Origin of the sequence: Mycobacterium sp. URHD0025 (assembly GCF_000426065.1) — a bacterium.
In the GTDB taxonomy this organism is placed as follows: domain Bacteria; phylum Actinomycetota; class Actinomycetes; order Mycobacteriales; family Mycobacteriaceae; genus Mycobacterium.
Map to the genome: position 1 here is coordinate 868,375 of NZ_AUEQ01000001.1, position 22,853 is coordinate 891,227.

Consider the following 22,853-nt stretch of genomic DNA (forward strand, 5'->3'; position numbering starts at 1 on the left):
ACTTGTAACCGACTTGTGTAAGGCTTGCTCTGACCGTCGAACGCTAGTTGTCGGAGGGAAATCGGGAACCATGGCTGCCAATCCCCGCGCCGGGCAACCGGCTCAACCCGAGGATCTGATCGACGTCGCGGCGGTGGTGACCGCGTACTACACCCGACGACCCGACCCCGACGACATCGCGCAGCAGGTGGTGTTCGGCACATCCGGGCACCGCGGCTCCAGTCTGGACACCGCGTTCAACGAAGGCCACATCCTGGCCACCACTCAGGCCATCGTCGAGTACCGGGCGGCACAGGGCACCACCGGACCGTTGTTCATCGGCCGCGACACCCACGCCCTGTCGGAACCGGCCTGGGCGTCCGCTCTTGAGGTGCTGGCCGCCAATGATGTGGTAGCGATGATCGATTCGGCCGACCGCTACACCCCGACACCCGCGGTCAGCCACGCCATCCTGACGTTCAACCGGGGCCGCGATTCGGATTTGGCCGACGGTATCGTCGTCACCCCTTCGCACAACCCGCCGCGCGACGGCGGCTTCAAGTACAACCCGCCCAACGGCGGACCCGCCGACACCGATGCCACCGGTTGGATTGCCAAGCGCGCCAACGAGATCCTGCGCGAGGGGTTCAAGTCGGTCAACCGCATGCCGCTCTCGAGGGCGCTGCAGATGGCCCAGCGTCACGACTATCTCGATGCCTATGTCGCGGATCTCGCCAATGTGGTGGACCTGCACGCGATCCGGGCCGAGGGGATCCGCATCGGTGCCGACCCGCTGGGCGGGGCCAGCGTCGATTACTGGGGCGCCATCGCCGACCGGTACAACCTGGACCTGACCGTGGTGAACCCGCTGGTGGACGCGACATGGCGGTTCATGACCCTGGACACCGACGGCAAGATCCGGATGGATTGCAGCTCGCCGAATGCCATGGCTGGGCTCATTGCCAATCGGGATTCCTACCAGATCGCCACCGGCAACGACGCGGACTCCGACCGGCACGGCATCGTCACCCCTGACGGCGGGCTGATGAATCCCAACCACTATCTCGCTGTGGCGATCGACTATCTCTACACCCATCGCCCGAACTGGCCGGTTGCCACCGCGGTGGGCAAGACCGCGGTGAGCAGTTCGATCATCGATCGTGTGGTGGCCGGGCTGGATCGCAAGCTGGTCGAGGTGCCCGTCGGGTTCAAGTGGTTCGTCGACGGGTTGATCGGTGGCGGGATCGGCTTCGGCGGTGAGGAAAGTGCGGGGGCCTCGTTCCTGCGCACCGACGGTTCGACCTGGACCACCGACAAGGACGGCATCATCCTGGCGCTGCTGGCCTCGGAGATCCTGGCCATCACCGGAACGACGCCGTCGCAGCGCTATGCAGAACTGGCCGAACGCTACGGTTCGCCGACCTACGCCCGCATCGATGCGCCGGCCGACCGCGAGCAGAAGGCACGGCTGGCCAAGCTCTCGCCCGAGCAGGTCAGCGCCACCGAACTGGCCGGCGAGCCGATCACCGCGAAGCTGACCGCCGCGCCCGGCAACGGCGCAGCGCTGGGCGGATTGAAGGTCACGACGCAGAACGCCTGGTTCGCCGCACGGCCGTCGGGCACCGAGGACGTCTACAAGATCTACGCCGAGTCCTTCCTCGGTCCCGACCATCTGGCGGAGGTGCAGGAGGCCGCCAAGGACGTGGTTAATACAGTCATCGGGTGAGCGTTAAGGAGGGTGACTGTCAGAGCGACGCCAAGCCGAAGCTGCCCGGTGAAGTCTGGGTCCTGATCGTCGCCAACGCGGTCATCGCGCTCGGCTACGGCGTGGTGGCGCCGGTGCTGCCGGCCTACGCCCGCCACTTCGGGGTCAGCATCAGCGCCGCGACGTTCGTCATCACCGCGTTCGCGCTGATGAGGCTGTGTTTCGCGCCGGCCACCGGGGTGTTGATCCAGCGGCTGGGGGAGCGCCGGATCTACGTGTGGGGTCTGCTGATCGTCGCTGTCACCACCGGCGCATGTGCGTTCGCGCAGACGTATTGGCAGCTGCTGCTGTTCCGGTCGCTGGGCGGAATCGGTTCGACGATGTTCTTCGTGTCGGCATTGGGACTGATGATCCGGGTCAGCCCGGAGGATGCCCGCGGACGGGTGGCCGGCCTGTTCTCCTCGGCGTTTCTGGTCGGCTCGGTCGGCGGGCCGGTGCTGGGCAGTCTGACCGCCGGGCTCGGCCTGAATGCCCCGTTCGTGATCTACGGTGCGGCGTTGACGGTTGCCGCCGCCGTGGTGTTCATAAGCCTGCGGCACTCGTCACTGGCCGCGCCCGCGCCGGACGAAGGTGCCAAGGTCACTGTCCGCGCGGCGCTGGCCAACCCCGCCTACCGGGCGGCGTTGTTGTCGAACTTCGCGACCGGATGGTCGGCCTTCGGACTACGAATTGCCTTGGTGCCGTTGTTCATCGTCGACGTGCTGCATCGCGGTCCCGGAATGGCGGGGCTGGCCTTGGCCACCTTCGCCGTCGGCAATGTGTCGGCGGTGATCCCCAGCGGGTATCTGTCGGACCGGGTGGGCCGGCGCCTGCTGCTGATCGTCGGGCTCACGGCGGCCGGGATCTCGACGGTGATGGTGGGCTTCACCGACGGCCTGACGCTGTTTCTGGTGAGCGCCTACGTCGCGGGTTTCTCGACCGGGATCTTCACCGCGCCGCAGCAGGCCGCGGTGGCCGACATCATCGGCAACAAGGCTCGTGGCGGCACCGCGGTGGCGACGTTCCAGATGATGGCCGACGTCGGTTCGGTCGGCGGCTCGCTACTGGTCGGGCTGATCGCGCAGTACCTGTCGTTCTCCTGGGCCTTCGTGGTCAGCGGGGTCATCCTGCTCGTTGCCGCGGTGGGCTGGATCTTCGCTCCCGAGACGCGCGGACGGCCCTCCGCTGAGCACACTCCGACCCGAGCATTGGGGCCCGAGGCCGGTGGAGAGGTTCCCTGACCAGCGATTTTGAATGGCGGGTAGCCGTGGTGTAACTTCGTGGGGCACGACAAACGGGGCTATGGCGCAGTTGGTAGCGCACCACACTGGCAGTGTGGGGGTCAGGGGTTCGAATCCCCTTAGCTCCACCCATTTGACCAGGACGTATGCCCGTAATGCGGCGCGGATAGGGCCAGTCCGCCGCAGATTGACTACAGAGTTGACGACAGTTGTCGTTCGAAAATGCGCATCACACTCGAACGCCCGAAAGTTGACGACACTCAGGCCCAAGCCGAAGGCCCATGCGCTTCCGCACGCGCGCTGAAATATGCGCGTGGATGAGCGATACGACTCTGCCCTGAGCTGCGGCATGGGCCACGCGGCAACGGACGGAATTAGGCGCGCGACCCTCCGGACAGGTCGGCCTCGATGCCGTCGATGCAAAGTAGGCTCTTGTCGGTGGACAATGAAGGTGAGGAATCCGGAGTTTCGCCTGTATGGCTTGCTCCCCGCGAATACCGCCTTGCCGCACACCAATGGATGACGCGGGCGATACACGATCTGTCGCGTGCGTTGCATCCAATACTCAGCGAGACCAGCTACATGGTCGTCCGTGACCTCCCTGAGGCTGATCCAGCCCAATCTAGCGAATGACAGGGTTAATTCGTGCAACCTGACAGTAAGCCGGCGCCCGAAGCCGGTCTACGTTCGCCGCTGTACCGCGACATCCATCTGCAGCACGAATGGACCACCAGCGTTGACGAAATCCTGTCCTACGACACTGATTCCCTACTGAGCAGCATCGCGCAGGCCGCGGACGACATGGGTGGTCAACTTGTCCGGGCGATGGCCGAACACATCAGCGCAATATGCGACCGGACAGGCAACGTAGTAGACGCCAGCGGGAGCAACTTCTATGACGCCATCATCGAAGTCTCCGAGAACATGGATCTGGCATTCGACGACGAAGGCAAGCTTCGGCAGCAAATCCTCCTTCACCCCGACAACCTCCCGAAGGAGCCGCCGACCGCCGAGCAAGAAGCAAGGCTGAAGGCAGTGATCGATCGGAAGCGGGAGGAATGGAATGCTGCGCGCAGTCGTCGAGAACTTCCTTAAATCCCTGACAGAACGCGAGTTCGACGGTCCATTGTTGGCGATCTTGTCGAGCCGAGGCTTTACCGATATCCACTTCACCCACGGTGGGTTCGAGTTCGGCAAAGACGTCATTGCCAAGAAGGCGGAGGCCAAGGGCGGCATCCTTGCACGTCTGCGCCGGGGATGCTCACGCGGGAATGGGCTGACTCTCCGCCAGTATTCGATTCAGTCAAAGGCCGGAGACATCGGTATGCCTGAGTGGCGCGCCGTTCGCTCTCAGCTTGAGGAGTGCGAGTACAACACTCTCAGCCACCCGTCGTTCGACGAAGCTTTGCCGCGCGTGGCAGTCCTAGTCACCACTGGCCATCTCAAAGGTGCCGCCGCACCTGACGCTCAGCAGTTCAAGAAAAGCTGCAAGGCGCGAGGACTTGCCGGCTTCGAAGTCTGGGACGATCAAGACCTCCTGACCTGGCTGTGCAACGATCCCTCGCTCGGCCTGACCGCAACGGCCGTCCAGAACGACCTCATCGCGCTGGTTAGCGCTATCAACAGTTTGAACGTGACAGAACCCATGCTGGAGCGGTTCTCGCGGCGATGGCTAGATGGAGATTTGGACGGGGTTCGGCTCCGCCAAGCGTCGATTGAAGCCTCGATCATCTGTAACCTTTTGCGCAACACACAGCGTCTCGATCTGGCCGCGCTCATGTCGCTGCATCTTTACCGAGCGGCATCGCCTTCACTTCCCAACGTCGTGTCGACTTCGGCACTGCGGCTCTTCACCGCCTACGCTGCGGAGTTGCTGGAACAAGTTGAGCCCTTCCTCGATGATCCGAAGGCGCTTGTCAACGCACTCATCGAACCGCTCGCCATAGTCACCTACCCTGCGGCGTGCAGTCGGATGATCGAGATATTCGGACTCCTTGCGCTAGTGGTCGATGGCGATCTAGCTGCCCGGGCCGGGGAAGCGGTCCGGCGTCTCTGCTCGGATCATCCTGGTTCCCATCGGCCCATCGCCGATCAGTTCGCCGCCTCACTGATCGCACCGACTGTGGTGTTAGCCAGACTAGATAGAGACACCGCGACCGCCTTTCTGCGGACGGTTTCCAACTGGGTTCTTGATCGCCACGACCCCCAGAAAAGCGGTCTCGGTCTTGCCGACCTACAGGAGAACGAAGAAGTATCAATCGAGCGCCTACTCGGCGGCACACTTGCCGGCACCACACTATCCTCGCGACTCCAAAGTTACGTCGCGACAGTACTTTTGGATCTAGTATTCGTTGTGGGTGCTCAAGACTTGTACGAAGCCGTCCGCGCCAATTTCGAGGCGCTACGAATCGTGCCCACGATCACCGCAGCTGATGAATCGAAAGCGGGTTGGCGACGAGGCGGCACAGACGTCTGGCCGCAACCCCGGGTCGATTACGGATCTTGGCAGGATCCCAGGCCGGGGCACTATTCCCACACGTCTACGGTGGACCCGGTTAGCGCCGTCATCTTGTCCTCGGTCTGCCGGAGTCGCCACTACGTCACGGCAATAAGCGCGCTGCTCGGCGGCTAGGCGCATTCGCCTGCCGTGAGAGATGCTGCTTAGTCCCGGGAGTAGTCATTTGACCCACGGCAACCGGCTCGGACGGGATCGCGGATCGGCACACAAGCCCATTGTGAGCAGTTGATGGATCTGGACGCTGAAATGAGACATCGAGTCATGCAGGCGGCGGCGCGCTGACAACCAGAGAGCCGTGCGCCGACCTGCCCTGGACACAACACCTTTCGCGGGTATGGCGCATGAACGACCCAGAGGAACGCACCGCCTCACTGGCGCTGCGCAACGGCGGTCCTGCATCGGTGCGCAAAGCGGTCGGCTGGTACCGCACCCACGGCCGTCTTAATTGCGGGGATCAGATCATGATGGCCGCCGACGCGCTGGCCGCCTATCGGGCCGACACCGCGGCGGGCAAGGACGCCCTACTGATCTGCGACACCACCGAAATCGCCGACGCGCTCAACCAGCGCATCCACCGCGACACCATCGCCGCCGACGCGCCCACGGTCGGCGGCCCGTGGGCATCGAATCGCCGTCGGCGACCTCATCATCAGCCGCCGAAACGACACCACCATCGCGGTACACAGCGCCATCGACCAAGCGGCGCAACCAGACCCGGTACGCAACGGCAACCGCTGGCGCGTCGCCGGGATTGACGCGACGACCAACCGGGTCGCCGCCGAACGCCTCGATGACCGCACCCGCGTCGCCTTCGACGGCGACTACGTACGCGAGCACATCACCCACGGCTACGCGGTCACCGTGCACGGCGCCCAAGGGGTCACCGCCGACACCACCAAGGCCGTGCTCGGCGAGAACACCAGCCGCTCGATGCTCTACGTGGCGATGGCCGCGAAACTAACAACGTCTACATCTACGAACGGGCCACCGAAGCAGAGTATGGCGGCGACCGGCTGCCCGGCGCGCATGTCGTGGCCCGCGGCACCGCTCAGCACGCCGGCCGTCTGGCACGCGCCATCATCGGCCACCACGACCAGCCCATCACCGCAAACGAGATCGCTGCCCAAACACCCAGCGCCGCACTGCCTGAACGCGTGCGCCGCATCCGCGAACGGCGCGCAGCGACGGTGCAGCGCCGGCGGGCAACCTACCGAGCCTGGCAAGCAGACACGCAGAGCTTTGCCCGGGATATGACCACCGCACGAGAGCACCACATCGGCCGCAGCCGCAACCAGAGCCTCGACTGTGGGATCGAGATGTAAGAACACTCGGTTAGCGCCACCGCAAATCTCAGCCGCACGTCGAATAGGACAAACCTCAGCAGCACGAACCCGTGAGGAGTTTCTCTACTGGTATCAACGAGTCGATAACGCCGATCGGCGCGGCTCTCCGGGCAATCGTTGAGCCCCGGCTGATGAGAGACACAGAGCAGTTCAAAGCATTCGGAATGCGGCGATGAGGCGGGCAGGAGGTTTAACCTCGTCAGTTTCCGGAAGTTAACGCTGTCTTATGCAGGGCGGATCACGCAAAGTTTCATCGTGGCGGCCTCGGGCCAGCGACACGGCCGCCAGTGTTTGCCGCCCCACCCGGCGCGGGCCAGTACAGCCTTACGTCAGAAAGGGGGATGGGAACGCAAACCGATTCCATGGGCATCGAAGGCATTACTTGGCCGAACTCTCGACTGACCTGTTGCTGCTCAATGTACGGGCGGGAACAACCGGGCCCGCCATCCACAATTCCCGCCACGCATTGACGATGTGTTGCCTCGGCGAACTTATGCTCGATGAGGCCCGAGGGTACGAGCAAGTGTCGTGTCTACCATCCCGACGCCTTTGGAATCACCCAGGTGCTCAAGAAGTGCTCGTGCCTCGTTAAGAAGCAAGATAGCCTCCTTCTGGGCTTCCTGGGTGTTGAGATCAAGTAATGACGCGGCGAGGGTGTGAAGTGCATGGGCTGTGTGTCTATTATCTCCTAGCCGCCGCCCAATTTCGACACTGTCGCGGGCGTTTCGAATTGCCTCATCCGTCAGTCCAGCTCGTCGATCAGCACTAGCTTGGACATTCAAGATTCGCCCAAGCGCCGCGTCGGAGCTGCCGGATTTCTCTGCAATTTCGGCGGCCTTTCGAAGTACCTCGCGCGCCTCATCTGTTCGCCCGGCTTCCCGATACCAAGTGCCCATGTACGTATAAACATTGACCAGATCTGGCTGATGATGTGAAAGAACGCGTGCGGCGTCCTCCGCTAAATCTATTGCAGCATCTATTCGTTCGGATGCGTATTCGACACGTGCTAGCTCAAGGATTGCTCGACCTGCCAGCACATTGTCATGGAGATCTTGACCCATTGCGATGGCCTCGTCGAGTATCTTTGCGGCACGGACAAGTTGCTCAGTTTCGAAGTCTGGCTTGTTGGGGAAAGCAACGTGACTCATTGCACTTCCAGCGAGGACGCGGCCAAACGACGTTAGAGCCTGCGTAAGTCCCCGACGGTCGCCGAGCCGTCTTAACAGGTCTGACGCTGTTTCGAGGTACAACAGGGAAGAATCGAAATCCCGCTGTTCTGCGCGGTAAACACCGACAAGGTGACGCGCAATTGCCTCGATTTGATCGTCTCTCCTGCTAGCCAGGACTAGCTCCAGTTGGTGGGAAGCTTCGTCGTGTCGACCTAAGCGCCAATCATGAAGCCCTGTGAGGAAAGCAGCCAGTCGATCTGTTGTTGTTCTCCGCGCTGGCGACTGACTAAGTTGGCGGATCGCCGCAGCCGTGTCAACTGGCCGGCTCGAACTTGTCTGCAACGTGGCGATTAGAGACCTAATCGATGACGACTCGGAATCTGGATCAGCCCCTGCAACATCGAGGACGGCGACGCTGACTGCCGCGCCTCGATCGCCGAGTACCTGCGCCAGGCGTGTGTGGAAACCGTTGCGCGCATGCGCTGAGAAGGTGTGGGCGCAGGCGCGATACGTCGCGGGGCTCTCAGCAGCCAGTCGGGAGGCCAATTCAGACTTCAGCGGATCTGCGATCCGCATCACTCCCGACCACTCGACGAGGAGACCAGCGAGTCGCAGACTGGTGATTGGGTCAGTCTTGTCGCCGCCGCCAAAGCGCGTCAGCCAGTCTTCGGAGCTCCCCAAGATGCCCGCTGCCACGTGGTTATCGAAGGCGGGTGCGACGCTTAGAACCGAGGCTTGCGCCTCGAGCAAGTCCATGTCCACCTCACCTTCTTTGTGTCATCAAATGCCGTTGGCCCTGTAGCTTCACCTTCGTGTAAGAGTCATGGGCCTGGCTTTCTGCGAGCGCCACGTCCTCCTTAACGAAACGTCGGAGATAGTCAGCAATGTCGTCGGAAGACAAGTCTGACATGGGAACGGCTAGTTGCGCAGCCCCCATCGCCGTGAATGTGCTGTCCAAGCCAAGCGTGAGGGCGAATGCGACAGATCCACAGCTCTCACGTAGCTTAGGGGCCAACGTGTTAGCGATCCACGCGAGGTCGTCCACGTCGACATACTCACCTCCTACTATCGCAAACAGATACGCCTTGTCTTCCCCTGCCGCTGTGATAGCGCTCACGAGACGATCCAGATCATTCTCATTGTTCCCCCCGTCAGAAGCATGGTGGTTGTCAGCTGACTCAGGGGCGAGGCAGAGTGTCCACTCCTTAATGATGTCGCGCGCGGTGGCGCCCAGTACCAACTCGCCGCGGCGACTAACGCACACACGGCGCCCAGCCGCTTCCGCAGCTGCGATGATCGCCTCGAGCAGGTCCGTCTGACCGTCGTCCTGAGGCGCAAGACTGCCCTTCGGGCCCGGCAAAATGACGACAATGCCGTTATTGTCGACCTCTTGCTGCACCAACTCAAAATTAGTTTGGTGATTTATCAATTGATCGCGCGTCGTGTCCGCGCGTATCACCGCAAGAGCAGCCTCAGACAATGTCGGTGCGTGAGCCAATGACGTTCCGACGGTTGTGCGGATAATTCGATCAAAGCTTGCTTGGGAACTAAATCCGGCGATAATTTCGGGCTCGATCATCCCCATTTGCTTCAACAGTTTTACCTCGATCCAGTGTCTGACGATATCGCGATGTTCCTCGGACAGTTCCGCCGGAAATTTAAGCTCAAGTTCCACGGCAATTCGCCCATCGGTTTGACACACTGGCTTCACAGCTACCACACATTTATGTTTGAATGAGTGAGCCTCCGAAATGGGGTTGTCGTCCCTCCACCCGCTTGGCGGCACCGCTCTCTGGTAATGCAGATCAAGTTCATCGGCAAAAAGCAGTAACGCCGCTAACAGCCTTGCCCTTACGGGGAGATTACGAACGTTTGCGGAATTCGGAAGGCGATGTCGTACAGTCTCTCGATAGTATTTCGTGCCGTGCGCCCGCGCTACACTCGCCACCAATTCAGCCAATGGCGGATCGTGCTCAGGTAAGCCGAACTGTCGCCAGTCTCTCAATATGTTCTCGGAACTGCGATCCGGATGTTGGTGTCGCACAAGGGTATATGCGTCTGGTGACATCTCGCCTATCGGCTGCCCCGTCGCCCGTAGGTCCTGCATTCCAACGTCATGAAGCCAAGCAGCTGACCAAAGAATGAAGACTTCCAGAGGAGACAAACGATAAGATGGGTGGAGTCTCGGTAGCAAGGCCAACTGCATAGCGTACGAGGCGACTCGTCGACTGTGGTCCGGTCCATGATCAGTGAACCAAGAGTGGTGAGGCGTTCGCCAGATTTTCTCGACGGCCTCCTGAATTGTCGGGATAGAGGCGACGAGATCGCGCAAATCCGGATCTTGTAGCAACGCCAAACGCAGTTCATCAACCTCTTGTATTAGAGGGTTATCGGGCATCTATTCCCCCAAGCGGTGCGGTTGCCGTGCGATCGCATCCTACTGGTACGCCTTGTCAACTCCGCACCGACTCGCCCGCAAATGGTGCCCCGGTGCGGTGGGCCATTAGCACGTCTGTCGCGCCTGGGACGTTTGCTTTGGCTGTCGCTGACGTGGCATCGAAACGGGCGCCAACCCCGAGCCGAAGCCCTCTTCTAGAGGGCCGAACTTGGCAAACTGGCTGACTAGGTGCCCTGATGAGCTCGGTCGAACTGCACCGCAGGCCCTTAGTCAGGAGTAACGATCTGACGTCGGTTGCGGCACCCGCCTTCGCGGGCACAAGGTCCGTCGCGCTGAGAGCCGAGTACAGCGTGGCCCCTTCACGACACACATCGCAGTCATCCATCGGATATGACGGGGAATCGGCCGCGTAGGGCCGATTGATAGAGATGCAAGAATTTCAGACCCGGGTCGGGTTCGGCTGGAGCTAACGGCGACGCTGCTGCAGCACGTGCGGTCGTCGGCATCGGGAAGCAACAGAGTGGAGACGCCGGTTCTCATCGTTAGGTGACGACAGTCTTGACGACAATGGTGACGACAGTTGCTCCCTCAACCACGTCGCCTATACAACCACTCGCGCCCTATCGCGCCTGGTCACGGCAGCTCCCGGTACTGGCAGTGTGGGGGTCAGGGGTTCGAATCCCCTTAGCTCCACCCAAGAGTCCTTATTCGAACCGACGCCCGAAAGGATGTCGGCAAGGGAAAGAGCTGATCGAGAGTAAAAATAACGAAGTTGTGCGCGTTCCGAGGCTCCCGCAAGGGGGCCTCGTTTCGTTGTGCTGGCAATCGAACACTCTCATGTCACACCACCAACACCGCCCACTTAGATCTCGGCGCCGTCAGCCGCATTGTGGGCCGAACAAGCTCGCTAGTTCTTGAAGCGAGTCCAACCGCAGATCGGCAAGCGCCGCCTCATCTTTGAGTGCGTGAATATAGCCCCACGGACCGCGCCGGATGAACACCGTGCGCATCCCGACCGCACGAGCCGGCAGCACGTCGTTGTCGACGCGATCACCCACATACAAGATGCTGTCGGCAGGAACGTTGGCCTCGGCGATCACGCGGAGGAAAAACGCGGAATCTGGCTTGGCCACACCATATTCAGCCGAGGAGGCCACGAAGTCGGCCTCCAGTCCGGCCGCTGCGAGTACCTGGTTGACAGTCGCCGGCTGGTTACCGGCGACGCCGACGATCAAACCCGCCCGGCGCACAGCTGCCAGGCACTCCAGAGCATCCGGATATAGATCGCCCTGGGCCGGGTCGACGCCCATCGCGGGCCGATCGACACCGAGAACGCCCCACAGATCGCGATGGTCTCTACCGGTGGCAATCAATGCTCCCAGTACGCCGCTCAAGGTCAATGGCGTCACCCCCAAACGCTGGGCAAGTTCACTCCACATCCGAGTCTCATCGACCAACGTCTCGCCGACATCGAACACCACGCATCGGATTTGCGACAAGAACCCTGTGCCCGTCAGCCGCGGGTTTCGCACCCGATCCCTCCCCACAGTGGTCCCGATCAAACCGCCCGCCTGAACCCGAATAAAGTCGACATTCTCACTCACCCGAGGGCGGGCGCTACACCAGGGCGGCGACCGTGTCGAAGTACACGCCCTTGTTAGCGCCTGCGCTGTCTCTGATGCCGTACCCGCCACCGTCGCCTGCGGTGTCCTGATAGCAGAAGAACCAGGTGAGCGGGAAGCTTGGGTCCTCGTTCGCCAGTTGCCATGTCAGCCAGTCGGACGCGTCAGCCAAGCTCACCTTGCCCGGCGTGATATAGCCGACCTCGGTGAAGGCCATCGGCCGGGTATCGCCTTTGGTCGCCTGTACTGCCTTGAGTGCGTTGATCTGCGCGATGCCGAACGGGTTTGTCCGCGGATCGACAAAGGTGGCGTTCTGGTCGTCTTTGATGCTGTACGGGTGGTAGCCCAGCAGGTCGTAGTCGCCATTCTCGCCGGCCGCGTACATTCCGTTGAGCCAGTCCACCGGAGATTTGTTCGACCCGAAGGTCGGGTAGGCCGCCATTCCTCCCGAGATGACTTGTGAGCCAACCGCTCTGATTTTGGGTGCTGCGGCTTTGAGGTACGAGACGTAGGTGGCCGGGCTACCGATGGTGAACGCGATGAGGTTGGGTTCGTTCCACACCTCGTAGTACGGGATGTTGCCGAAGATTTCGGTGCACTTGCCCACGAAGTTGCCGAACCCGGTGGCGCTGTGGTTGAACGGATAGTGGATGCCCAGGCACGGCATCGGGGTCAGGCCGCGAGCGGTCAATGCGTTCTTCACCGCCGTGACGGGGGCGTAGTTGGTCTGGCCCAGGAAATTGCTCAGGTAGCCCCAGTCGACCGCGAACCGCACCGTTTGAAAGCCCATGGCAGCAATCCCGTCCAGTGTGGTGGCCAGATTGGTGGACGACAACTGGCACAGGTTGCTCTGGTTGATACCGATACTCACTTACGTTCCCCTCATTTTCGAATTCAGCGCCCAGAAGGTTGGGCGATCCTTGTAGCGAGACCCTCAGCGTTGGGGCCTGCCGATTGCAGCCGCATGTTCGCGAACTGTGTCCCGCGTGTGGTGATGGCGGCGATCAAACCGGTATCTGGTTGGGTCGCTTCAGATAGCGCTCCGCAGCGCTATGGCATCACCACCATGATGGGATGACACGGCTAGTCGGTAGTGCCGGCCGAAGGCCTTTTCGTGGTGTCCTTCTGGGCCGCAGTCTTTTTGGCGTCGCCTCGAAGCCGCTGGTGCACACGCTTGGCGCCCGCCTTGAGTTGACCAGCAGGATCCGTGACCTGATCCCTGCCCGCAACCCGGCGCGACTTCACGGCGGTCTGAGCGCCGGTCGTGGCCGCATGCTCAGGCGTGCCCGGATTCTCGACGACCTCATCGACGCTGACATTGCCGGTGACCGGGACGCGCGCCTTGGCGCGGATCATGGAGGCAGCCGGCACCGACACCGCACCGGCCCGCTCGACGCTCTCGCCGGCTTTGAGATTCGCAACCGAGCCCAGGTCGGTGTCAACGCTGGGGGCCTTCAGGGCAGGCAGTGGATCGCCGTAGTTGGGATCTACCTTCAGCACCTTCGCGACGCCGTTGCGCACAGCGTTGGTGGCGCCCCACAGCACCTTGTCGCGGAACTGAATGATCCGTCCGTCCTGCAACGATGAGACCTCATGCTTTCCGTCCGTCCCGCCGACCGGCCTGGGCAGCACCTTGGCCAGCGCGTCGATGGCCGGATCGGCCGCCCACAATGGGGCATCGACGATGTCGCGCACAGCCAGATACAGCGACTTGTTGTCGCCCGTCGTCAACGCCGCAGCGGCGCCGACAGCGAGCCGCGCTACCGCCAACGGTGATACCGCAACCGCTTGGAGCGCGCGCACCGCCGTCCCGCCGACACCAAAGCCCAGCGTGATCGCGCCCTGGAACAGGTTCGCGGGTGGTCCGGCCTGGCTTGGATCCGGCAACGGGGTACCTGTGTCCGGATAGACATGGAGGGCCTGGGCGATCTGGGCGTTGATGGCATCCGCGGTGGGCCGCAGGACGTGGTCTACGAAGTCCACCATCGCACCGTCGGCCGCAGTGTTGTTCCATGGGGCGCCGTCGGTACCACCGGCCGGTGGCGGAAGGACCTGGGCCAGGGCTTCGAAAGTTGGAGAGGCGATTATCGCTGGTGCGGAGACTAATTGGCGGACTGTGTTGTAGAAGCTCCTGTTGTCTTGCCGACCCAAATCGTAGGCGCCGACCAGCACCGCAGCCGCTGCGTCGACGGCGTAGTAGGCCAACAGGTCCAGCGACGAGGAGATGCCGTCACCCACGATGGCCGCGGCCTCCAGTGGATCGGTCACAGCGGTGAGATCCAGGTAGGCGGTCTGTACTGCCGGCACCGGGTGCGGCGCGGAGTCGGTCAGCGGACTGAGAGCAACAACACTCGCGGTCAGTATCGCCGCACCCGCCGTTAACGATTCCTTCACTCCGACATACATTTTGCCCCCCGATTCGACGCACTGAACAGGGGGAACATATCGCCGATAGCGAACTACCGCAGGCCAATTTCATGAACATCGTCGGCGCCCTCGCCGCCTCGGTTGTCGACGACCAGTAGTGGCAACGCGTGCCCCGGCAAAATGCTCGGTCGTGATCCCGCATATCTGTGAATGCGGGCGTTTTGAGCAACGTCGACCTCCACGCTGGAATTTTGTCAGCGCCCGTCGGGTTTGGGCCACAATGCCAAGCGAGGTCACGATCGGCTCAGACGATCCACGCAGTACGTTGCCTGCATCCCGGCGAAGGGCGGAATCACCGGGTGCTTGCGAAGATTCGGTAGGCCTCGTCGAGCTCGGGTGCTACCGCGTCGTAAACGTCCCATGAGTCGGGAGCGGCGTAGCTCACGTCGTAGGCGGCGATCGTTGGAATGTAGTCGTAGGCCTTGAGATATGCGCTATATGCAGCTTCGGTGAACGCGGCGCCCGGCGGCGTCAGCATGGATTCATTGATCTCTCCGCAACAGTGCTGAAGAACGAACCGTCCAGGTGTCACGGATCTGTTCAACAAAGGCGCCACGTCCTCGTAGCCGGGATCAACCATCCGATTGTGCGCGAGCCATGCGAAGAACATCCCAATATGAGTCGCTGCGTTGTCCAGCGGGAGACCGTGCTCACCCACCGTGTCGTAGTGCCAGCCGGCGTCGTCGTAGGTCACCATCTCATTTTGCGGCAACGGTCACGACGTCTGACGCACCATTATTCTGACCCCTCCAATCACGACACCCCTGACGTTGATGCCCTCAGGGCAGACGGCCGGCTACAAGGGCGCCCCCAGTCGGTGAAGGCTGGGGGCGACGCTCATCGGATCACTCGGCCTCATCGTCGAGCAGGAAGCTGATATCTGTTGCGTCGCTGGCAGGGAATCGTTTCGTTCATGAGGGATGAAGCCACACTTTATGTCGACTATTTGCAATGACGCACGGCACAGCTGGCCGTGATCATGTGGGATCTATCAGAACATTAACCTCACGCGCCGCTGACGGCCTGTCTGCAAAAATCTGGAGGTGGATCGTTTCACCGACCTCAAAGGGGCATTTCGCGATAGTGTCCTCCGAATTTCCTACCGCTAGATATCCGCTATCAAGGGTCAATTCGCCCGAATAGATGCGCTCACCTAGAGACTGTTCGGAAGTTCCCTTGTATACCCTCACGCGAATGTCGGTGTCGCTGTCAATGGCTTCATCCGAGGTTATAGTCTTCACCAGCACAGAATGGTCCGTGTAACTGCACGCCGACTCGCCGGACTCCGCACCGTCGGAAGTGTCGAAGTCCTCGATATAGACACGGTGGTAGTCGGGAAATACTTCCGTTTCGAGAATCAGCGAGTTCTGTGGAGCCGACATTGAATTTACCTTTTTGGTTTCTTGTGGTTTTGCTTACTCTTCTTGTTCTTTTTCTTCTGCTTTTTCTTGTCCTGGTGCTTTTGTTTGCGTTGCTGCTTCACCTTCTTGCGGTCCGGCTTTTTGTTGGATTTGGCCTTTGTTGGGTTCGTGCTGTGGCCTTGACGAGTGCCGCCTTGTGATCCCTGCTGGCGAACGGAGGGTTGGATGACGCCTTGACGGCTTGCGTCCTGCGGATTGTAGCGCTGCTTGTTCGCACACTCTGGGCAGCGCGTCTTCCCGTCAGTGCCCCGATAGGTCGTCGTGAACTGATCACCTGGACGTACCTTCTGATCACGATTGAGGGACCGCACCAAGTCGCCCTCGATATCCGATTCGCTGCGCAGCTGGGAGGTGACGTGGGCACCCTTGCCGCCCTCTTCCGATGAGGCATAGGGGTACTCGTGTTTGACCTTCCCCTCGCCAGCGGGTGGTAAATGTCCGGTTGCCTGTCGACGGCGTCGATCAGTGTCTTTGGGGTCACCTTTCGTGAGCGTGCTGGGGCGTCCATTTTCGATTGCGTCGAGGTTGTGGTTGTAGTGTCCCGGCACGACGCTCTCGTTGTAGACGGCCGACGGCACCTCGGTGGTGTGTCCGCAATCGAGTTTTGTGCAGGCGGGCAGGCTCTTAGGTCCGTAGTCGGCCGGCATCGGGCAGTTGTGGACGAGGACCGGTGCTGCCGTGGTCGTGACGTAGAAGGTGTGGGTGTTCTCGATGGTGAGGTCCCACATGTGGGCGTCACCGTCCAGGGGTGTAGCTGACTTGACCTGTGCGGCATGACCGTTGGGCGTGTAGAGGCCGTCACCGGAACGAAGATCGGCCGCGTCGGTCCAGCCGGGTCCGTTGGCCTGACTCGGCGTGGTGGCGGCTGCCAGGCTGCGAACCGGGTTCTGCGAGCGACTGGGGCTGTAGAACGGGTGGCGTTCGGTGGTGTTGACGACCGCAGATTTTCCGACGGCGTTGACGATGGTGAGGTTGAGCAGGTCGGTGTCGTGATTGACGAGCACTGCCTGAACCGTTTGAGGTCCTGACCGGCCGGTGGCAGGGTCGGTTGACCACACCAACTCGCCGATATTGATTGCGGAGATGGGGCGACTCGTGCCATCTGCCAGCAGCACCAACGTATCGGGGCTGAACGACTGTCCCGCACAGGGCATTTCCGGTGTTCTCGCCCCGGCCGGTGGCGCGTTGGGTGCCTTCGGCGACAACCCCGGCGGGGTGGGCGGTTTCGCTGCACCGGCTGCCGCCACCTCGTCGGCGAGTTGTGCTGGTGGGGTGGGCGCGGCTTTGGCGACGTCGACAACGTCGTCGGCGTGTTTGGCGAGCTGTTCGGCCGCTTCCTCAACGCCTCCTTTGATGACCTTTTTGGCTGCGCCTTGTGGGGTGACCATGGACGCGGCACCGAGCACGTTGGAGGCGATGCCCAGCGCTTGGTTGTCAGGTAGGGCGGCGGCGGCAATATCGACGGACGCGCTGGCGAGGTTGACTGTGGCCGAGGCGATCATCGCCGCGCTGGCGGGTCCGCCGACGCCAGTCAACGCCAGGGCGACTCCACCGACGAGCATGGCCGATTCGAGCGGGTTTTCCTTGACGAACGAACCCACTGATTTCGCGCCGGAGACGGTGGCCGACATCGCGCTGGAGGCCGCTGAGGTCACTGTGTTTGCGACCGAGTTGACCGCGTTGGTGACCGAATCGAATAGTCCTTCGGGAAGTGCGGCCCCGCCGGGTCGCGCGAGATGTAGCGGCGGGTCCACATAGACCGGCCAGGTGGTGGACGGTTGAGGATCGAACACCTCGGCCAGCGCGTATAACTGGGGAGCGAGTTGTTTGACCACATACGAACTGGGCACCAATTTGCCGGTGGCGTCGCGGGTTTCGGCTGGGGAGAACATGCCGATGGTTTCGGCCGCCGGGGTGGCCTGGTTGATCGTCAGGTAGCCGTTAGTGTGGGCCAGCATCACGGTGTCGGCGGGGGTACGCACGAATGTGGTTACCATCCGCGGCCCAGCCGGATCGTTGATTCGTGCGACGGTGCGGGTGCCGTTGGCGGTGTTTTCGGCCAGGAAGTCAAAGCCTGCACCGGCATTCGGGTAGCTCACCTGGCCACCGGCGGTGTGCTGCGCGGGTCCGAGTCCGCCGGGCAGCACCACCTGTACGGGGCCGGCCGTTGTTGGTGAGGTCAGCCCGGCCACTGGATCGGCGGGCAAGCCCGCGCGGCGCTGTTGGGGCGACAACAACGGATCGGTACCCACCGCCGAGTTGTCGAACGCGGCGACTGCGGCGTTGGCGAACCCCTCAGCCGCCGACGCCGCAGTCGCCGCCACACCGTTGCTGGCCTGCTGCGCCGTGGGTGCGGTCGGGTGCAGCCCGCCGAGGGTGACTGCCACCGCGCACAAGCTAGCTAGCCATCGTGCGGGCCAACTTAGCCAAATGCTTTGCTGACGTCTGACGAGAAAATTTGCTGAACTAGTTGGAAAGCCTCGATCGTCCCGCATGTGATCCCCCGATCAGCAACATGTCAGGAGGTGATGGCTATCCACTCCCGAGCGATTCCGGGACTCTAGATCGACTTTCGTTAACTCGTCAACTACCTGGCTGTATTCCCCGCGCTGCAGCGCTGGCTCGGGGTTGTTTTCCGGGTCGGCAAAGATTGTTCGGGCCTGTTGAGCCTGAAGCTAGCAATCGTTGTCGTCGCTGAGTTCAAGCTTTCGATACTTCTGGAGTGAGTTTGCTCACGCGTTTGGGGGTATAGGGCTGCGGCGGCCATGCAAAACGCCAGGTCAGAATGGGGTCAAATCCCCCTGGGTCCACGTTTGAGAACCCGAAGTCAGATGACTCCGGTTTCTTTGCTGTGTGCGGCTTGGTGATGCTGAACTCGATCACGAGGTAACCCAGCGGTGGCGATCACTCGGCCGCATGAGCTGATCGGCCGCGCCGGTGTTTCGTAATCCCGCTGAGGGCGGTCCGCCAAGGCCTACCCGGAACCCGCCACAACAGGTCGCGTAGGTTCGTAGGGAACCAAATCCAAGTGCCAAACGCAGCATTCAACGAAAGCCATCATGCCCGAGGACCAGAACGCAGACGTTCCACCGAATCATCTCTCCGTCGATCCCCGCAGCGCCTTCTATGACGAAGAGGTGCTCCTCCGCGACGTGGGTATTCGCTTCAATGGCGTCGAGAAATCCAATGTTCACGAATACGACGTGGCCGAGGGTTGGGTGCGTGTTGAAGTCCCCACCGCCAAGGATCGCCGCGGCAATCCGATGGTCGTCAAGCTCAGCGGCACGGTTGAACCTTATTTCCGCCACGCAAAGTAGCGGACGCCCCTGGGCTACTGCGGCCGTCGTTTGAAGGCCAACGCACCGCGGGCTGTCCGCGGTCGGGGCGGGCTTTTTTGGTTTGCGGAACAGGCGACGCTGAGCATATGCCCAGCAAATCGGTGACGTAGCCGTCATCCTCCGGTAGCTTGCCTGCATGCCCTTAGAGCTGGCCTCGTTCTTTCGGACAACTCTGCCGCTCGATCTCAGCGGGCTGAGCGCCCTCGATGATGGCCGCTACCACTCCCTTTGGCTGCCCGATCACCTCGTGAGCTTCTGGCCGGACTCGATCTGGACGGCCGAGTTCACCGACCTCGCGGAGCTGTCGCCGTCACCGCACCGCTACCTGGACACCCTCAGTCTCGCCGGTGCGGTCGCGGCACGCACCACCCGCACCCGGCTTGCCACCAGCGTTCTCGACACCGTTCGACGCCACCCGGTGATGCTGGCCCAGTCGGCACTGACCCTCAGCCATCTCTCGGACGGCCGGTTCATTCTGGGACTGGGCGCCGGTGAGCGCGAGAACCTGGCGCCGTACGGCTTCGACCACCGGCGCGCGGTGAGTCGATTCGCCGAGGCACTCCGGCTGATCCGGCTGCTGTGGAGCACCGATGGACCGATCGACTTCGCCGGGCAGTACTTCACGCTGGAGCATGCCCGGCTGGACACCGAGCTGCACCACACCGGCCCGCCACCCATCTGGATCGGTGCCAACGGACCCCGCATGCTGCGGCTGGTCGGGGAATTCGGTGACGGCTGGTGGCCGACGGGCAGCGCCGGGCCGGAGAGCTATGCCAACCAGCTGGCCAGCATCCGGGAGGCGGCCGAACAGGCCGGGCGCGACCCGGAGGCGGTCACGCCCGCGAAGATGGTGGTCTGCCTCATCGGTGAGCCCGACGAACTGGGCGCGATTGTGCAACGCCCGCTGGTGAAGTCGCTGGTGCTGCAACTGACGGCCGACGTGCTGCGTACCACCGGTCACCGCCATCCGATGGGGGAGCACTGGCGCGGCATCCAGGACATCGACCCGCGCGTGCTGACCCGCGACAGGCTGCTCCGGCTCTTCGAACAGGTCGACCCGGCCGCGGTCCTGTCCGTCGTTCCGCACGGCACGCCGAAACAGGTCGCCGCGCAGATCGCCGAATTCGCCGAGGCGGGCGCCCAAGTCGTCTCGGTGCTCGACTACAGCGGAATGGCCGGGCAGGACTACGCCGCCGAGTCGGCACGCAAAGTTCGCGAGGTCGAAGACGAATTGCTGCAGCTCACAGGAGGCACACCATGACAACCTTGGACACCGGTGTCCTCATCGCCGCCACGCAGAAATCGACCGGGCTCACCGACTTCGGCGACGAAACCCTCCCCGCCCGCGTGGCACTTGTCGTCGACAGGCTGAACAGCGCCCAACTCGATGAAACCTGCTTGCAGGCAGCTGCATTCACGATCGACGGGCTGCTCACAAGCCGCCTGCGGTTCATCGCAGACCATGCCCGCCTGCCGCTGCAGGCAGAACCGATCACCGCCCCGCTCTTCGCCACCGGCGAGCCGCGGTCAGGTACGACGCTGCTGCATGCCCTGCTCGCCGAGGACGAGGATTCGCGCGCGCTGCGGTTCTGGGAGGTGATGTACCCCTCGCCGCCACCGGGCCCGGCCACCATCGACGACCCGCGCCGGGCGCAGGCCGACGCCGACTGGCGAGAGATCCTCGACCGCATCCCGCCGTGGATCGTCAGCCACCCCTACAACGATCTGCTCGGCGCCGGACTGCCCGAGTGTGAACGTACGTGGGCCTTCGATTTCCGTGCGACGAATCCGAGCGCCTGGTGGCGGGTGCCGCTCACGATCCAGAATTTCGACCAAGACCATCACGCGCAGTACAACCTGCACCGCATGATGCTGCAACACATCCAACACTCGCGCCCGTCGAAACGCTGGGTGCTCAAGGGGTTTCACGGTCGGCGCCTGCGCGCGCTCTTCGACACCTACCCCGACGCCCGCATCGTCTGGGTACACCGTGACCCGGTGCAGGTGCTCGCCTCCCAGATCGTGGCCTTCGGGCAGATCAACGAGAGCCTTGCCGGGGCGCTGGATTGGACGCAGTACGCCAAGGACACCATCGAAGGGTCGCGGGCGAACTTCCATGCCTACCTCACCGACCCGCTGGTGGACGACCCGCGTATCCACCACGTCCGCTACCGCGACTTCGTCGCCGATCCGGTCGCCGCGATCGGGGGTTTCTACGACTTCGCCGGACTTCCGTTGTCCGCCGCCGCTGAAAAGGCGATGCGCGACTACCTCGTCACCAACCGCAGCGACCGGTACGGCAAGTTCACCTACTCCACCGACGTCCTACCGGTCCCCGTACAGCAGCTGCACGACGAATTCGCCGGATACCGCGAGCGATTCGGCATCGACATCGAGACGAGGCACTGATGGCGTTCGGCGACACTTCGGACGACGCGGCGCTGCGTGCGGCCTGGCACGAATTCTGCGACCGGCTCAAGGCCGCCGGAGATCTGGCGTTCAAGGACACTTCGCCGCCGAATGCGCTGCAGCGCGCCGACGCTCTCCGCTACCTCACGCAGAATCTCGGGCAGGCTTACGATCTCGCCCTGGAGACCAAGAACAGCCGCTATCCGATGATCCATCCGTTCTGCGGGCCGAGCCGCAAGCTCGGCGGCGATAACGCTGACTTCGTGTATCTGCAGGCCTGGATCGACGGCGCATCGACGTATCGCATCGAAGGTGACCGGGGTACTGCGCGTTTCATCAACTTCACCGTGCAGGGGCCGCGTCCGGAAAAGGACGTTTACTACGGCGCCGATCACCCCAATCTGCATGAGCCTTTCGGCGATACCCCTGAGGCGAACATCACCGGTGATGAGCTTGTCACCGAGCCCGACGGCAGCTTCGTGCTCTACGTCGGAGGGGAACGGCGAGAACCGAATTGGCTGCCCACCACGGCGGGTTCACGCAAGCTCTTCATGCGGCAGGGCTTCGACTCCTGGGCGGAGCGCTCGGCGCAATTCAGCATCGAACGCATCGACATGGACGAGCCACGTCCCGTTCCGACCCCGCAGGATCTCATCGCGTCGATGCAGTGGGCCGGGGACTTCCTCACCGGGGCGATGACGGACTGGCCCGATCGTGAATTGCAGATCGGCTCGCTGTTCGGCGAGCCCGAGCCAAACGTCTTTCCCGGCGCGCGCTTCGCCGGCACGGCCGAGCAACGCGATGCGCGCCGGGGCCGGCTCATCGTCACCACGCCATGGCGCCTCGGGCCGGACGAAGCGCTGATCTTCGAGTTCGCCGACGACGGGGAGTTCTGGATGCTGACCAACATGGGGGCATTCTGGAACAGCATGGACTACCTGTACCGGCCGGTGAGCTACACCCCGAGCAGATCGGCGATCGACTCCGACGGCCGCGTGCGAATGGTGCTGGCCCACAACGATCCCGGCGTGCACAACTGGATCGACAGTCAACGTTTCAGTGCGGGCTATCTCACCATGCGGGTCATCGGCAGCCGACAGGTGCCCGACGTCAGCACCACCGTCGTGCCGTTGACCGAGCTGGACACCCTGCTGCCGGCCGAAACCCGGCGCGTCACGGCCGACGAACGCGCCGCGCAACTGCACGCCCGCTTCGACGCCATCCGCCGCAGGTACAGGATCTGA

Annotated in this window: 18 protein-coding genes and 1 tRNA gene; 11 read left to right on the plus strand and 8 right to left on the minus strand. The window is 62.5% G+C overall.

The window, feature by feature from the left end; genetic code table 11:
- The first annotated feature begins 70 nt into the window (after positions 1 to 70).
- The 7 genes from pgm (at position 71) to H977_RS36215 (ending at position 6,736) form a co-directional block, all read left to right on the plus strand.
- Positions 71 to 1,705 carry a phosphoglucomutase (alpha-D-glucose-1,6-bisphosphate-dependent) gene (gene pgm / locus H977_RS0104155; RefSeq protein WP_029106675.1) on the plus strand — a complete coding sequence of 545 codons (1,635 nt, stop codon included), beginning with the start codon at positions 71 to 73 and terminating at the stop codon, positions 1,703 to 1,705.
- Positions 1,702 to 2,964 (plus strand): MFS transporter, encoded by a 1,263-nt coding sequence (locus H977_RS0104160; RefSeq protein WP_029106676.1) that lies wholly within the window; start codon positions 1,702 to 1,704, stop codon positions 2,962 to 2,964. Before pgm ends, H977_RS0104160 begins: the two co-directional genes overlap by 4 nt.
- Before the next feature lie 55 nt (positions 2,965 to 3,019).
- A tRNA-Ala gene (locus tag H977_RS0104165) sits at positions 3,020 to 3,092 on the plus strand.
- A 517-nt stretch (positions 3,093 to 3,609) separates the two neighbouring features.
- Positions 3,610 to 4,059, plus strand: coding sequence for a hypothetical protein (locus tag H977_RS0104170; protein ID WP_029106677.1), 450 nt, complete (start codon positions 3,610 to 3,612; stop codon positions 4,057 to 4,059).
- Positions 4,028 to 5,596 carry a hypothetical protein gene (locus H977_RS0104175; protein WP_029106678.1) on the plus strand — a complete coding sequence of 523 codons (1,569 nt, stop codon included), beginning with the start codon at positions 4,028 to 4,030 and terminating at the stop codon, positions 5,594 to 5,596. The genes H977_RS0104170 and H977_RS0104175 overlap by 32 nt, the downstream gene beginning before the upstream one ends.
- Before the next feature lie 227 nt (positions 5,597 to 5,823).
- The gene (locus tag H977_RS35755) at positions 5,824 to 6,237 is read left to right on the plus strand and encodes a hypothetical protein (protein ID WP_029106679.1); all 414 of its coding nucleotides are present in this window, start codon (positions 5,824 to 5,826) and stop codon (positions 6,235 to 6,237) included.
- Positions 6,131 to 6,736: a hypothetical protein gene (locus H977_RS36215; protein ID WP_502691135.1), complete on the plus strand. Its 606-nt coding sequence runs from the start codon at positions 6,131 to 6,133 to the stop codon at positions 6,734 to 6,736. Before H977_RS35755 ends, H977_RS36215 begins: the two co-directional genes overlap by 107 nt.
- Positions 6,737 to 7,316: 580 nt before the next feature.
- On the opposite strand, the gene H977_RS34665 is transcribed toward H977_RS36215, so the two are convergent.
- The 8 genes from H977_RS34665 to H977_RS35175 all read right to left on the minus strand — a co-directional run bounded on the left by H977_RS34665 (position 7,317) and on the right by H977_RS35175 (position 18,054).
- Positions 7,317 to 8,750: a tetratricopeptide repeat protein gene (locus H977_RS34665; protein ID WP_155946482.1), complete on the minus strand. Its 1,434-nt coding sequence runs from the start codon at positions 8,748 to 8,750 to the stop codon at positions 7,317 to 7,319.
- A 7-nt stretch (positions 8,751 to 8,757) separates the two neighbouring features.
- A complete protein-coding gene (locus H977_RS36220; RefSeq protein WP_155946483.1) occupies positions 8,758 to 10,392 on the minus strand; it encodes an HD domain-containing protein in 1,635 nt (544 codons plus the stop codon).
- Positions 10,393 to 11,270: 878 nt separating this feature from the next.
- On the minus strand, positions 11,271 to 11,924 hold the full coding sequence (locus H977_RS0104205) for an HAD family hydrolase (protein WP_231395860.1): 654 nt from the start codon (positions 11,922 to 11,924) through the stop codon (positions 11,271 to 11,273).
- 85 nt (positions 11,925 to 12,009) lie between these two features.
- Positions 12,010 to 12,885: a glycoside hydrolase family protein gene (locus H977_RS0104210; protein ID WP_051288619.1), complete on the minus strand. Its 876-nt coding sequence runs from the start codon at positions 12,883 to 12,885 to the stop codon at positions 12,010 to 12,012.
- A 212-nt stretch (positions 12,886 to 13,097) separates the two neighbouring features.
- Complete coding sequence (locus tag H977_RS0104220; RefSeq protein ID WP_155946484.1) at positions 13,098 to 14,408, minus strand: hypothetical protein; 1,311 nt, start codon at positions 14,406 to 14,408, stop codon at positions 13,098 to 13,100.
- Positions 14,409 to 14,733: 325 nt separating this feature from the next.
- Positions 14,734 to 15,135: a DUF7832 domain-containing protein gene (locus H977_RS0104225; RefSeq protein ID WP_029106685.1), complete on the minus strand. Its 402-nt coding sequence runs from the start codon at positions 15,133 to 15,135 to the stop codon at positions 14,734 to 14,736.
- A gap of 283 nt (positions 15,136 to 15,418) precedes the next feature.
- Positions 15,419 to 15,823 carry a hypothetical protein gene (locus tag H977_RS0104230; RefSeq protein ID WP_029106686.1) on the minus strand — a complete coding sequence of 135 codons (405 nt, stop codon included), beginning with the start codon at positions 15,821 to 15,823 and terminating at the stop codon, positions 15,419 to 15,421.
- 5 nt (positions 15,824 to 15,828) lie between these two features.
- Positions 15,829 to 18,054, minus strand: coding sequence for a polymorphic toxin-type HINT domain-containing protein (locus tag H977_RS35175; protein WP_231395861.1), 2,226 nt, complete (start codon positions 18,052 to 18,054; stop codon positions 15,829 to 15,831).
- Between the two features lie 867 nt (positions 18,055 to 18,921).
- Between H977_RS35175 and H977_RS0104240 the strand changes: the two genes are divergently transcribed.
- The 4 genes from H977_RS0104240 to H977_RS0104255 all read left to right on the plus strand — a co-directional run bounded on the left by H977_RS0104240 (position 18,922) and on the right by H977_RS0104255 (position 22,853).
- Positions 18,922 to 19,179 carry a DUF3297 family protein gene (locus tag H977_RS0104240; protein WP_029106687.1) on the plus strand — a complete coding sequence of 86 codons (258 nt, stop codon included), beginning with the start codon at positions 18,922 to 18,924 and terminating at the stop codon, positions 19,177 to 19,179.
- Between the two features lie 157 nt (positions 19,180 to 19,336).
- Complete coding sequence (locus tag H977_RS0104245; protein ID WP_029106688.1) at positions 19,337 to 20,461, plus strand: LLM class flavin-dependent oxidoreductase; 1,125 nt, start codon at positions 19,337 to 19,339, stop codon at positions 20,459 to 20,461.
- Positions 20,458 to 21,609 carry a sulfotransferase family protein gene (locus H977_RS0104250; protein ID WP_029106689.1) on the plus strand — a complete coding sequence of 384 codons (1,152 nt, stop codon included), beginning with the start codon at positions 20,458 to 20,460 and terminating at the stop codon, positions 21,607 to 21,609. The genes H977_RS0104245 and H977_RS0104250 overlap by 4 nt, the downstream gene beginning before the upstream one ends.
- The gene (locus tag H977_RS0104255; RefSeq protein ID WP_029106690.1) at positions 21,609 to 22,853 is read left to right on the plus strand and encodes a DUF1214 domain-containing protein; all 1,245 of its coding nucleotides are present in this window, start codon (positions 21,609 to 21,611) and stop codon (positions 22,851 to 22,853) included. Before H977_RS0104250 ends, H977_RS0104255 begins: the two co-directional genes overlap by 1 nt.